The 13390-nt window shown below is 61.6% G+C and carries 13 protein-coding genes; 8 read left to right on the top strand and 5 right to left on the bottom strand.

The features are described 5' to 3' along the window. Nucleotides 1-5: 5 nt before the first annotated feature. From GCT13_RS32535 to GCT13_RS32520, 4 genes are all read right to left on the bottom strand, one after another. Nucleotides 6-2498, bottom strand: a complete 2493-nt coding sequence (locus GCT13_RS32535) for a penicillin-binding protein 1A (RefSeq protein ID WP_407670894.1) — start codon at nt 2496-2498, stop codon at nt 6-8. Between the two features lie 167 nt (nt 2499-2665). Further along, nucleotides 2666-4141 (bottom strand): monocarboxylate uptake permease MctP, encoded by a 1476-nt coding sequence (gene mctP, locus GCT13_RS32530; RefSeq protein ID WP_152765216.1) that lies wholly within the window; start codon nt 4139-4141, stop codon nt 2666-2668. Beyond that, nucleotides 4138-4335, bottom strand: a complete 198-nt coding sequence (locus GCT13_RS32525; protein WP_321574772.1) for a DUF3311 domain-containing protein — start codon at nt 4333-4335, stop codon at nt 4138-4140. Before GCT13_RS32525 ends, mctP begins: the two co-directional genes overlap by 4 nt. A 200-nt stretch (nt 4336-4535) precedes the next feature. Continuing rightward, a complete protein-coding gene (locus tag GCT13_RS32520) occupies nt 4536-5426 on the bottom strand; it encodes a LysR family transcriptional regulator (protein ID WP_152765214.1) in 891 nt (296 codons plus the stop codon). A 156-nt stretch (nt 5427-5582) separates the two neighbouring features. On the opposite strand from GCT13_RS32520, the gene GCT13_RS32515 reads away from it, so the two are divergent. The 8 genes from GCT13_RS32515 (at nt 5583) to GCT13_RS32485 (ending at nt 12279) form a co-directional block, all read left to right on the top strand. Next, entirely contained in the window at nt 5583-6308 is a 726-nt protein-coding gene (locus tag GCT13_RS32515; protein ID WP_152765212.1) for a pirin family protein, read from the top strand. Between the two features lie 45 nt (nt 6309-6353). Continuing rightward, entirely contained in the window at nt 6354-6764 is a 411-nt protein-coding gene (locus GCT13_RS32510; RefSeq protein ID WP_152765210.1) for a DoxX family protein, read from the top strand. 325 nt (nt 6765-7089) lie between these two features. Next, the gene (locus tag GCT13_RS32505; protein WP_152765208.1) at nt 7090-8226 is read left to right on the top strand and encodes a porin; all 1137 of its coding nucleotides are present in this window, start codon (nt 7090-7092) and stop codon (nt 8224-8226) included. A gap of 177 nt (nt 8227-8403) precedes the next feature. After that, entirely contained in the window at nt 8404-8538 is a 135-nt protein-coding gene (locus GCT13_RS50620; protein WP_265335314.1) for a hypothetical protein, read from the top strand. Nucleotides 8539-8745: 207 nt separating this feature from the next. Next, entirely contained in the window at nt 8746-9777 is a 1032-nt protein-coding gene (locus tag GCT13_RS32500) for a fatty acid desaturase (protein WP_152765206.1), read from the top strand. A 32-nt stretch (nt 9778-9809) separates the two neighbouring features. Further along, nucleotides 9810-10157: a non-heme iron oxygenase ferredoxin subunit gene (locus GCT13_RS32495; protein ID WP_152765204.1), complete on the top strand. Its 348-nt coding sequence runs from the start codon at nt 9810-9812 to the stop codon at nt 10155-10157. Next, entirely contained in the window at nt 10154-11401 is a 1248-nt protein-coding gene (locus tag GCT13_RS32490) for an NAD(P)/FAD-dependent oxidoreductase (protein ID WP_152765202.1), read from the top strand. The genes GCT13_RS32495 and GCT13_RS32490 overlap by 4 nt, the downstream gene beginning before the upstream one ends. Beyond that, nucleotides 11398-12279, top strand: a complete 882-nt coding sequence (locus GCT13_RS32485; protein ID WP_152765200.1) for a sugar phosphate isomerase/epimerase family protein — start codon at nt 11398-11400, stop codon at nt 12277-12279. Before GCT13_RS32490 ends, GCT13_RS32485 begins: the two co-directional genes overlap by 4 nt. On the opposite strand, the gene GCT13_RS32480 is transcribed toward GCT13_RS32485, so the two are convergent. Beyond that, entirely contained in the window at nt 12269-13306 is a 1038-nt protein-coding gene (locus tag GCT13_RS32480) for a LacI family DNA-binding transcriptional regulator (protein ID WP_152765198.1), read from the bottom strand. The two genes, GCT13_RS32485 and GCT13_RS32480, sit on opposite strands and share 11 nt — an antisense overlap. Nucleotides 13307-13390 lie beyond the last annotated feature (84 nt).

The raw sequence follows: 13390 nt of genomic DNA, 5'->3' as shown, positions 1-13390 counted from the left end.
CCAGATCAGGGCTGTGAAGCGGGTGCACTGTCGGACGGCGGAGCAGGCGTCGGCGCGAGCACGGGCGCCTGTGATTCGCCAGCGCCCGCAGCGACCGCGCTCGCCGATGCCGTCGCGCTCGCCTGGCCAGGCGTTGGGAGAATCGGCGGCTGCGATGCGGCAGGCGAGATGATCTGCGGCGGCTCGACATCCGTCGGCGCGGACGCTTCTGAAGCAGGCTGCGCATTCTCCACGACGGGCGCTGCAGGCGCGGCAGGAACCGGACGCGGCTTCGCGCGCGGAGCGGGCGCAGGCGTTTCGCTCTTGCCCGACGATGGGAACAGATGCTGCATCCACGCGCGTAACTTCTCGCGGAACGTCTCGAACATGCCCGGCGGCGGCTCTTGTTCAAACTTCACGTGCGAATCGACCAGACGCGAGCGCAGCGCCCGCTGGAAGAAGTCGCCGACGATCGGCAACGCGCTATGCGCGCCCTGCCCCCAGTAATCGCTGCGCAACGTGACACGGCTGTCGTTGAAGCCGACCCATGCGCCCGCAACGAGCTGCGGATGCATCAGGATGAACCAGCCGTCCGCGTTGTCCTGCGTCGTTCCCGTCTTGCCCGCGACATCGGCGCGAATGCCGAAGCGCGTGCGAATCGCCGAGCCCGTTCCCTTGTTGACGACCGCGCGCATCGTGTCGATCAAGGTCAGTGCGCTCTCGACAGGCATCACCTGATCGGCGCGCGACGGCTGAAATTCGGCGAGCACTTCGCCCTTGCGGTCTTCGATACGCGTGACGATCATCGGCGCGAGCCACGCGCCTTCATTCGCAATCGTGCTGTACGACGACACCATCTCCTTCAGCGTCACAGGGCTCGTGCCGAGAGCCAGCGAAGGCACCGCTTCGAGCGGGCTTTCACGCACGCCCATCGCACGCGCAAGCCGCGCGACCTTTGCAGGGCCGACCGTCTCCATCAGTTGCGCGGTGATGCGATTGCGCGAATACGCAAGGCCGTCGCGCAACGTGATCGGACGGCCGCTCGGCGCGTCTTCGTCGCTCGGCCGCCAGACCTCGCCGCCCGCGAGCGGAATTTCGACGGCCTGATCGGGGAACGTATCGTCGGGTTTCGCGCCCTGCTCGAAGGCCGCGCCGTACACGAAAGGCTTGAACGTCGAACCCGGCTGACGCCGCGCCTGCGAAACGTGATCGTACTGATCCTGCGTGAAGTCTCGGCTGCCCACCCACGCCTTGATCTGCCCGTCACGCGGATCCATTGCGATGAATGCGGCCTGCACGCGCGTCTTGCTTTCGCACAGCGACTTCATGAACGCGCGATCGGCCGACAGATGCTTGAGCGCATCTTCATCGCTCGTGCCCGAGTCTTTGGCGCCGCGATATTCGGGCGTCTCGCGAATGAACGCGTCGAACAGATCCTGATGGCCGGAGCATGCGCCGTGTGCATTCCAGGCCGCATTCGCAATCGATTGCAGCTGATTGCCTTGCCATGTCAGCGCCTGCGTCGCCATCGTCTGAAGACGCGCGTCGATCGTCGTGCGCACGACGAGGCCATCCGAATAGATGTTGTAGTCGTTCGCATCGGCCCATGCGATCAGCCATTTTTTCAACTGTTGTGCGAAATGCGGCGCGGGACCGGGCGGCTCGGTTTGCCGTTCGAAATCGACACGCAGCGGTCTGCCCTTGAGCGAATTGAATTGCACCACCGAAAGACGGCTGTATTTCACCATCTGTCCGAGCACGATATTGCGTCTGTCCAGCGCGCGCTCGGGATTGATCACCGGGTTGTAGTAGCTGTTGCCCTTCAGCATGCCGATCAGCGTCGCGCTTTCGAGCACGGTGAGATCGTGGGCGGACTTGTCGAAATAGGTGCGCGCCGCCATTTCGATGCCGTACGCGTTATAGAGAAACGGCACCGTGTTCAGATAGGTTTCGAGAATCTCGCTCTTCGTATAGACGGCTTCGATCTTGAATGCCGTGATCGCTTCCTTGAGCTTGCGCGTGAGCGTCGGCGCGCGGCCGATGTCGTCGGGATAGAGATTGCGCGCAAGCTGCTGTGTGATCGTCGATCCGCCCTGGCGGTCGCCCGAAAACGTGTGCAGCGCGGCGCCCGCCGTGCGGCGAAAGTCGATGCCGTGATGCTCGTAGAAGCGGTGATCTTCCGTCGAAATCAATGCTTCTATGACGTGCGGGGAAATATCGGAAAGCTTTACCCACACGCGGTTGGTCGGCTTGAATTCGGCGAGCAGCTTGCCGTCGGCCGAATAGATTTGCGCGGGCTGCTCGATCTTCGCCTTGCGAATGTCCCCGATACCCGGAGTAAACGGAATCAGGATCAGCACGTAAAGCAGCACGAGCGCAGGAATGGCCGCAATCGACAACGCCACGCCGCGCCATGTCGGATGGCGCAAACGTTGCAACGCGCTCATTACGTACGGCTTCAGATGAGCCCACGCCCTGAAGAAGATTTCCTGGAGAAACGACAGTATCGACCGTCCCACGCTAACGCACCAATCGGCAGAAAAGCGTGCATCCTACCAAAAGAGCGGGAAAGTACAGCCGTTTTGCAAGAATCGTCGACCCGCCGATGCAATGCGCTAAAAGACAACGGCCGAACCCGCGCCGCTTTCGCAGACGGGTTCGGCCGGAGCACAGTGCTAAAGCGTTATCAGGCGTGCGCGCGCTTTGGCGTGATCATCGAAACGACGAACGTCACGACGATATTCACGACGAGCGCGATCAGACCGATATAGATCGGCCATGTCGAATCGCCGATATGCAGCGCGAACACGGGTTTGAGACCTTGCGAAATCGCGAGCCCCGTGCCGACGACGATGCCGACCAGCCAGCCGAGAAACAGCCCCGGTGTATTCAGGCGGCGCGTGTACAGTGTGAACACAATGGCCGGGAAGATCTGCAGAATCCACACGCCGCCGAGCAGTTGCAGGTCGATCGCGTATTGCGTCGGCAGGAACACGATGAAGAGCAGCGCGCCGAACTTCACGACAAGCGACACGATCTTCGCGGTGGAGGCTTCCTCGGCCGACCCCATGTTCGGCGACACGATGGGACGCCACAGGTTGCGCGTGAACAGATTCGCCGCGCCGATCGACATGATCGCGGCGGGCACCAGCGCGCTGATCGCAATCGCCGCCGCCGCGAAGCCCACGAACCACGAGGGGAACAGCGTGCCAATGAGCGTCGGCACGACGTCGGACGGCGACTTCACGTGCACGCCGGCCGCAATCGCCATATAGCCGAGCAACGCGATCAGGCCGAGCAGCAGCGTGTACGCAGGCAGGAAGATCGCGTTCTTGCGCACCGTCTGCATCGACGAGGACGACAGCACGGCTGTCATCGTATGCGGATACATGAAGGCCGCGAGCGCCGAGCCGAGCGCCAGCGATGCAAACGCGGTGAACTGCGAAGGCTTGAGGACGATGCCCGTCGCGCCGCCCTTCGCCTGGAAGTACTGGTCCGCCGCATCGAACACATGACCATAGCCGCCGAGCTTCACCGGAATCAGCCACACCGCCGCGATCACGACGATATAGATCATGATGTCCTTGACGAACGCGATCATCGCCGGTGCGCGCAGGCCGCTCGTGTACGTATAGAGCGCGAGGATCACGAACGCGATGACGAGAGGCGCCTCGCCCGTCACGCCGAGCCCCTTGATCACGACCTGCATGCCGACCAGTTGCAGCGCGATATACGGCATCGTCGCGACGATGCCCGTCAGCGCGACGGCAGCGGGAAACCATTTGCCGCCGTACTCGCCGTGCACGTAGTCGGCAGCCGTGATGTGGTTCTTCGCATGCGCGATCTTCCACAGTTTCGGCATTACCGCAAACACGAACGGATAAACGATGATCGTATAAGGCAGCGCAAAAAAGCCATACGCGCCGACCGAATAGACCAGCGCGGGCACGGCGATCACCGTATAGGCCGTATAGAAATCGCCGCCGACGAGGAACCACGAAATGATCGTACCGAACTGGCGTCCGCCGAGGCCCCACTCGTGCAATTGCGTGAGGTCACCTGCCTTCCATCGCGCGGCAATGAAGCCGAGTACCGTAACGAGAAGAAAGAATGCGATGAATACGGCCATCGCAACCGGGTTCACGGGGTTGAGTTCGCTCATTTAATACCCCGGTAAACAACGTAGATCAGCATCGACGTGAGCGGAACCCACAGGAACTGATACCAGTAGAAGAAAGGAAAGCCCGCGAACGAAGGGCGCGTGTCGTTATAAAACGGCAGCCACAACAACGCGATATAGGGGATCAGCAAGATAAGCCATAGCCACGAGCGGCCGGCCGGTTCGGTAGGTTCCACGATTGTCCCTCTTTGGTCTATCTGATTGATTCAGCCTTGCTGGAGCGCCACGTCAATATGCGCGCATGTGCATATTTCGGCCGGCGCCCGCAAAGGTACGCGCATTATCTGCGAAAACTTTCAAAAGTGCTGGCGGGGCTACCGGTCCTAGGGTCTCTCGGAAGATTGACCGGCCTCACTGCGTGCAAATGGGTTGCAGGTTATTTGCGCAATGCCTTGGCAAAACGGTCGCGCAGGAACTGCGTGAACGCGCGGATCGTTACGGAAGCCTGCCTGTGCTGCGGGTACACGGCATAGAGCGTCAACGGCGGCGAGACGAATGTGTCGAGCACTTCGACGAGCCTGCCGCTTGCCAGTGCATCGGCCACGATGAATTCCGGCAGGCGCGCAATGCCCAGCCCTGCGATCGCTGCGTCGCGGATCACTTCGCCATTGTTCACGCGCAGCGGACCGTGCACTTCGATCGTCTTGCTCGCGCCATCGACGATGTACTCCCAGCCGGTGCGCCCTTCCTGCCCATATAGCAGGCACGCGTGGCGCGCGAGATCGTCGGGCGTCGCGGGCGGGCGGCGCGCCTTGCGATAAGCGGGACTGCAGCACGACACCATGCGCATTTCCGCGAGCTTCTGCGCGATCAGGGTCGAGTCGGCCAGCGTGCCGATACGCAGCGCCATGTCGAAGCCCTCGCCCACCACGTCGACGACGCGGTCGCTCAGATCCATGTCGATGCGCACATCGGGGTTCGCGCGCAGGAATGCGGCCACGAGCGGCGACAGATGAATCATGCCGAACGACATCGGCGCGCTGACCCGCAGCAGCCCGCGCGGGTCCGAGCGCCCCGACGACATCGCCTGCTCGGCGTCTTCCACGTCCGCGAGGATGCGTGTCGCGCGCTGATAGAACTCGTAACCCAGATCGGTCACGGCGAGCTTGCGCGTGTTGCGCACGAGCAGGCGCACGCCGAGGCTCGCTTCGAGCGCCATCACGCGCCGGCTGACGAACTGCTTCGACAGCTGCAGGCGGCTCGCGGCGGCCGTGAAATTGCGCGCGTCGACGGTGGCGACGAAGATTCTCAGATCGTCTAGCTGCATTGGGTTACGCCTCTTTTGTCCACAAAAACGCGACAGTGATTCCCATTTTACGTCGATTACAGTCATCCAGATTGACCTACACTTCTTTCACCGCTTCAGACAACGACACCGTCACTGTCATGAGAAGCAAAGGCAATCGATAAACGGAGGTGGGAAATGATCGACATCAGACACGCAAATGACCGCGGGCGCGCTGAACACGGCTGGCTCAGTTCGCGCCATACCTTCTCGTTCGCGAACTACTACGACCCGAAGCAGATCGGCTTCTCCGACCTGCTCGTGATCAACGACGACCGCGTGGCTCCGGCCCGCGGCTTCGGCAAGCACCCGCATCGCGACATGGAGATCTTCTCGTACGTGCTGGAAGGCGCGCTCGAACACAAGGACTCGATGGGCACGGGATCGGTGATCGTCCCCGGCGACGTGCAGTTGATGAGCGCGGGTACGGGTGTCGCGCATAGCGAGTTCAACCATTCGGCAAGCGAACCGGTGCACTTCCTGCAGATCTGGATCGCGCCGTCGGTGAAGGGCGCGACGCCGCGCTATCAGCAGCAGAATTTTTCTGCGCAGGACAAGCGCGGCACGCTGCGCCTCGTGCTGTCGCCCGATGGCGAGAACGGGTCGCTCGAATTGCGCCAGGACGCGCGCGTGTATGCCGGTCTCCTCGACGGCAGCGAAACGGCGGGCGTCGATATCGCCGCTGACCGCTACGCGTATGTGCATGTCGCACGCGGCAGCGTGAAGGTGAACGGCGTCGAACTGAAAGAAGGCGACGGCGCGCGCATTCGCAACGAACGCCGACTCGAAGTGACGGATGGGCAGGACGCGGAAGTACTCGTATTCGACCTGCGCAATAACGAAGTATCGGAACTGTGGTCGTAAGCGGCAGACGCTGGCGGCACAATTAACTTGAAAGAGGCATTGAACATGAACGCTTTTATCGAACAACGCAAGGACGCACTACTGCTCATCGGACGTGTGCTTTTGGTCGTGCTTTTCGTGCTGTTTGGCTGGAGCAAGCTCACCGGCTTCTCGGGCACCGAGCAGTACATGGCGGCAACGGGTGCGCCCGTGCCCGCCGTGGCCGCCATCATTGCCGTCGTGATGGAACTGGCGGTCGGCATCGTGATTGCCATCGGCTTCAAGACGCGCCCGCTCGCGCTGCTGCTTGCCGTCTATACGCTTGCCACTGCGTTTATCGGCCACCACTTCTGGACGCAAACGGGCATGGAGCATTTCGTCAATATGATCAACTTCTACAAGAACATCAGCATCATCGGCGGACTGCTGCTGTTGTTCGTGACGGGTCCGGGCAAGTACTCGATCGATCGCGTCTAAGTACACTTTGCGAGTTGTCAAGCAGGGCGGCCACTGGCCGCCCTTTTTCGTTACTGGACTCGCAACGGAGAGCAACTCGCCGCAATTGAGGCATCGGCGCAACACTATTGTCACGCTCGCGGCGTCGCCGAAATTGTTGTGATAAAAGTCCGCCTGCCTGCATCGAGCGAGGCGCGTACGGGCCGGGAGACTCTCGCAATCAGCCTGACGGTTTGCAATGCGCGATTCGCAACTCACGCATTGGCGACGCAAATGCAGATCGGCTCACTCGTCGCGCGTAAAACAAAAAGCTCACGCAGGGTTCTCAACAGATGAAAAGACAACCATGAACAAACAACTCAAACGAGCCGCCGCGGCATTGGGCGCATCGGCGATCGCCCTCGCCTGCCAGTCCGCATTCGCGCAAAGCTCGGTCACGCTGTATGGCGTCGCGGACGTCGGCATTCGCTATCTGACGCACTCCAACGCGAACAACGACGGGCGCCTCTTCATGACCAACGGCGCGATTACGAACAGCCGTTTCGGCCTGAAGGGTTCCGAAGATCTGGGCAACGGCCTGAAGGCGATCTTCCAGCTGGAGAGCGGCATCGATCTGCAAAGCGGCGCGCAGTCGGATAGCAAGCGCCTCTTCAATCGCGCGGCCTATGTCGGCCTGTCGAGCAACTACGGCACGCTGACGCTTGGCCGTCAAAAGACGCCGCTGTTCGATCTGCTCGGCGATACGTACGATCCTCTCACCGTCGGCAACTACTTCGAAAACGCGTGGCTGCCCGTTGCATTGGGCGCCGGCCTCTACGCGGACAACGCAGTGAAATACGACGGCAAGTTCGGCGGTCTGAACGTCAAGGCGATGTACTCGTTCGGCACGGACTCGACGTCGACGGGTGCAAATGGCTTCTCCGGCCAGATTCCGGGCCACCTCGGCGCGGGCAACATGTACGGTTTCACGGCGTCGTATACGCTCGGCTCGCTGAGCGTCGCAGCAGGCGTGCAACAGAACAGCGACAACTCGAATCACAAGCAGACGATCTTCAACGCGAATGCCGTCTATGCGTTCAGCACCGCGAAGATCTATGTCGGCTATCTGCATTCGAAGGATGACACGGGCTTCGTCGACAGCACACTTTCGCAGCGAGATCTGACGCTCGGCGTCGACATCCTGAAGGGCTCCGGCCGCAAGGACGACGGTCCGTTCGCAGGCGTGACGTGGCAAGCAACACCCGCTCTACTGCTGACGGGCGCGTTCTACTATGACCACATGAAGAACGCGGCAATCGGCGGCGGCGCGCTCGGCAGCGGCAACCGCTACACAGGCGTGGCCGTGGCGGAATACGCGCTGTCCAGGCGCACGGAAGTGTATGGCACTGTCGACTTCAACAAGGTCACAGGCGCAGCGACGGTCGAACTTCCCGGCACATCGAACCAGACGGGCGTCTCGATCGGCATCCGCAACATCTTCTGATGATGGCAGTCACGCGCGTTCGGTAACGCGCGCGAGCTTGGAAAGCGGGCGTCATGGTTTTCGAAAGGCCATGTCGCCCGCTTTTCATTTCAGCCGCGCAAAAACACCTGCCGGGAAGAACTATGATATACAGGGAAAACCCTTAATTCGCAGTTGCTCTGTTCGAGCAGTACCCGCATGAAGCGCATTGCCGCCTTTTGCCTGACGACGTGGTCCGCCGCAGCACTCCTCTATTTCGGCCAGCACTCGGTTTCGCTCATCGTATTGAGCGGTGTGATCGTGTTCGGCGGATTCGATCTGTTGCGCCCCTGAGCCTCCCATGCCCCGCTTTACTGCGCCATCCATAAGTCGTCCGCGCGACATGATGGAAATCCATCATTTTTCGGCGTGAGGCCAAGCTCTCCTTCTACTATCTTTGTGCAAACGGAATAAGTCCTGAAGCCGCCCGCTGACGGAAAACCCGCAAACGCAAAGCATGCAACAACAAACTTGCATGGGACCAGAGTAAGGAGACAACTCATGTCCTCGACTTCAGCCGTCGATGGCCGCGCGACGGCGCCCCAGACAGACGACTCGTCCTTCGACGCGCGCATTGCGCAGCAGTGGTATCAGCCGCGCATTCCGCGCGCGGTACTCAAGGAGCTGATGAAGCGCGACGATGCCGCGGGCCTGCGCAATTTTATTCCGTGGCTCGCGCTGCTCGTCGCGTCGGGCGCGGTGGCGGCCTTTGCGTGGGGCACGTGGTGGGCGGTGCCCGCGTTCTTCGTCTACGGCACGATCTATTCGTCGAGCGACGCGCGCTGGCATGAGCTGTCGCATGGCACGCCGTTCAAGACACGCTGGATCAACGACGCGCTCTACCACCTGTCGTCGTTCATGACGATCCGCGAAGGCTACTGGTGGCGCTGGAGTCATGCGCGCCATCACACGCATACGTACTTCCAGACGCGCGACCCGGAAATTCAGGTCACGCGACCAACGAAAGTACTGCCGATCATCCTCGATTTCGTCGGACTGGTCGGCAGCTCGCTCGAAATCAAGAAGATCGTGCGCCACGCATTTGGCCGCGTCGACGCCGCCACCGACGCCTTTCTGCCCGCAAGCGAAAAACCCAAGATGATATGGTCGTGCCGCACTTATCTGGCCATCGTCATCGGCACGATCGCACTGGCGATTGCAATGCGCAGCTTTCTCCCGCTGATGTTCGTGTGGACGCCGCGCTTTTATGGCGGCTGGCTGCATCAACTGCTGGGCCTCACGCAGCATGCGGGGCTTGCCGTCAACGTGAAAGATCATCGGCTGAATACGCGTACCGTGCATACCAACTTCGTGTTCCGCTTTCTTTATCTGAACATGAACTATCACCTCGAGCATCATCTGCTGCCGATGGTGCCGTTCCATGCGCTGCCGCGTCTTCACGAAGCGATCAAGGACCAGTTGCCGCCCGCGTATCCGAGTGTGTATGCGGCGTACCGCGAAATGGTGCCCGCGTTGTGGAAGCAGCGCACGGACCCCACGCATGTGATCGAACGAAATCTTCCCGCTGCCTGACGTAGAAGAACTCTGGAGGAAAGGAGAGCACCATGAGCGTCGAAACGAATGCAAAGATCCACTGGATTGCGGCGTGCGCGCCCGACAATATCGACGAAGAAGACGTCATGCGCTTCGATCACGATGGTGCGAGCTACGCGGTCTATCGGATCGCGGACGGCTTTTATGCGTCGGACGGCTGGTGCACGCATGAGCAGGCGCATCTCGCCGATGGCTTCGTCGTAAATGGCGAAATCGAATGTCCGCTGCACCAGGGTCGTTTCGACATTCCCAGCGGCAAGGCGATGAGCGCGCCCGTGTGCGTGCATCTGAAGACGTACCCCGTGCGTGTCGAAAACGGCAAAGTACTACTTGGCCTTCCCGCGCAGGAGGCGTCATGAGTACACGTCCCGCGATGGTGATCATCGGCGCAGGCCAATGCGGCGCGCGCACCGCTCATGCGCTGCGTGAAAACGGCTGGGATGGCGAGATCACGCTGCTCGGCAACGAATGCACGGCCCCTTACGACCGGCCGCCGCTGTCGAAAGCCGTGCTGCTCGGCGAGCGAAGCACAGCGCAATGCGCGTTCTACGACGAAGCGTTCTATCGCGATCAACGCATCGATCTGCGTGTCGATGCATGCGTGCAGCAGATCGATCGCGGCGCGCGCAAGGTCATCCTGAAGGATGGACGCAGCATCGACTATCAGCGCCTGCTGATCGCGACGGGTGCCGAGCCGAGGCGGCTCGAATTACCGGGCGCGAATCTCGAAGGCGTGTATCTGCTGCGCACGGCAGACGACGCCAATGCGCTCGCCGAAGCATTGCAGCCTTCGCGGCGCATCGCGATTGTCGGCGCGGGCTTCATCGGCCTCGAAGTCGCGGCGTCGGCCGTTGCGCGCGGCTGCGAAGTGGTCGTCATCGAAGCGGGCGCGCGGGCGCTGATGCGCGCGGTGCCGGAAGTCGTCGCGGGCTATCTGATCGACAGGCATCGCGAGATGGGCGTGAAGATTCATTTCGCCGCGCAGATCGAACGGCTGATGGGCACGACGAGCGTGACGGGCGTCAAGCTCAAGGACGGCACGCAGATCGCGTGCGATTGCGTGGTCGTCGGCATTGGCGTGAAGCCGCGCACGGAATTGGCGGAAGCCGCGGGCATCGACGTCGCGGATGGCATCGCCGTCGACGATACGTTGCGCACGAACGACCCGCATATCTTCGCAGCAGGCGACGTGTGTTCATTTCCGCATCGTCTGTTCAGGCGGCGCATGCGGCTCGAATGCTGGAAAAACGCCGAGGACCACGCGCGCATCGTCGCGCGCAACATGCTGGAGCGTGGCGAAACGTATTCGGAAGTGCCGTGGTTCTGGTCGAATCAATACGACATGGCGATCCAGATTGCCGGCATGCCCGCATTCGGCGTGCAAACCGTCGTGCGCGAAACGGGCGCGACGTCGCGCATTTTCTTCGCGCTCGATCGCGACGGCGTGCTGGTCGGCGCAAGCGGCGTCGGCAAGCTCGCCGAGATCGCGCGCGATGTGCGCGTTGCGCAAGCGCTGATCGCACAACGTGCACGCATCGAGCCTGCAAAGCTCGAAGATCCCGCCGTCAAGCTGAAGGGGCTCGTCGCCGCGGAGGCGGTATGACGCAACGGCTTGCCGTCTATCAATCGCTGTGGGCCATGGAGCGCCGTCATACGGATGGCTTCGAGCGCTCGCTCGAAGAAAACGTCGCGATGATCGCGCAAGCGGGCTTCGAAGGCGTGAGTACGTCGTATGGATCGCGCGACGATGTGCGGCGCCTCGCGCAAGTCCTCGCGCCATACGGACTGCAAGCGGAAGCGCAATGCTTTCCGCGCACGGTCGACGACCTCTGCCCGATCCTCGAACACGCTGTCGCGTTCGGCGCGCATCATATCGACCTGCAACCGGATGTGAGGCCGCGTCGCCTCGCCGATGCGCTCGCTCTGATCGACGGCTGGCAGCGGCTCGCGGAACAGGTGGACATTCCCGTCTACATCGAAACGCATCGCGACCGCATGACGACCGATCTGCACTTCACGCTCGATCTGCTCGATGAAAGGCCGGATCTGCGTCTGCTCGGCGATCTTTCGCATTACCTCGTCGGCCGCGAATTCGCGTGGCCCGTGAACGAAGAAAACGAAGCGGCGATGCAACGGATCATCGATCATTCGTGGGCGTTTCATGGGCGCGTCGCGAGCCGCGAGCAGGTGCAGATCGAGATTTCATTCGAGCCTCACCGGATGTGGGTCGATCTGTTTCTGCGCTGGTGGCGCGACGGTTTCGTTTCATGGCGCAAACGCGCAGGCCCGGACGACACGCTCGTGTTCACCTGCGAACTCGGACCGAAGCCCTACGCGATCATCGGGCGCGACGGCAACGATACGACCGACCGCTGGGCCGAATCGCTGCTGATGCGCGACTGGATACGCGATCTTTGGAATGACGTGACGCGGGACGAAGCGAAGCGGGACGAAGCGCCCGCGCTCGCGATCAATCGGTAAGCGGCAGGTTCTCGCGCAACAACACCGACACGGGAATCTGCTGCGCCAACGTGACGCCCGGATCGCGATGATAGTGACGCAGGATGATTTCAATCGAATGCAGCGCTTCTCCGATCGGGTTTTGATCGAGCACGGCATCGAGCACGCCTTCGATCAGAAGGCGTCGCGATGTGTCGTTGAGTTCGTGTCCGATCAGCACGGTCTTGTGCACGCAGTCGATTGCGCGCAACGCGTTGCCGATGCCTTCGTCGCCGACCGAGATGTTGTAGATGCCGCGCAGGTCCGGATAGCGGCGAAACGCGTCGCGCGTCAGGCTTTCGGTGATCGACGACTGCTCGCGGCTCTCGACTGTCTCGACGATGTCGCAAGCTGGAAAGCGTCGCCGCAGCACGGACCGAAAACCGCTTTCGCGCTCTTCATGGCCGAGAAAATCATGCATGCCTGTCATCACGAGCACCTTGCCGCCCGCATCGCCGAGAAAACGGCCCATCAGCTCGCCGGCGACGCGCCCCGCGCAACGGTTGTCGATGCCCACATACGCGAGCCGGCCCGTGCCCGGCAGATCGCTTGCAAGCGTGACGACGGGCATTCGGTGGCTCACATGGCGCAGTGCCGCCGTGATATCCGGATGCTCATACGCGACGATCACGAGTGCATCGGCCTTGCGCGTCGCCCGCTCAATTGCTTCGACGACGGCATGCGGTTCGAGGCTGTCGAAGTACGTGACCGCGCAAATCACGCGCTGCGTTTCGAACGTCTTTTGCGCGAGCTCGAAACCCTGCTTCAGATGCACGTAGTACTGCGCGACGGGCTGCTGCAACAGGATCGCGATGCGCAGCCAGCGCACCGACACGGATTCCAGCGCGCGATCGATTTTCAGCTTGCGCGCCCATTCGAGCACGCGCGTTTCCTTGTCGCGCGATACGCCGCCGCGCCCGTTCAATACCCGATCGACTGTCGCCTCGCTGACACCCGCCGCGCGCGCGATGTCACTCATGCTCGTTTTGCGGCGGCGGGACTCGGTCATGATCGGATTCGTTGTGATCGGAATAGCACAATGATCGCATCGACGCCGCGCGCGCAGCAAGCCGCGTTATTCCGCTATTCATAG

The organism is Paraburkholderia franconis, from assembly GCF_009362735.1.
Classification (GTDB): domain Bacteria; phylum Pseudomonadota; class Gammaproteobacteria; order Burkholderiales; family Burkholderiaceae; genus Paraburkholderia; species Paraburkholderia franconis.
Note: the sequence above shows the minus strand (reverse complement) of the source record. Positions and strands in the feature narration are given on the sequence as shown.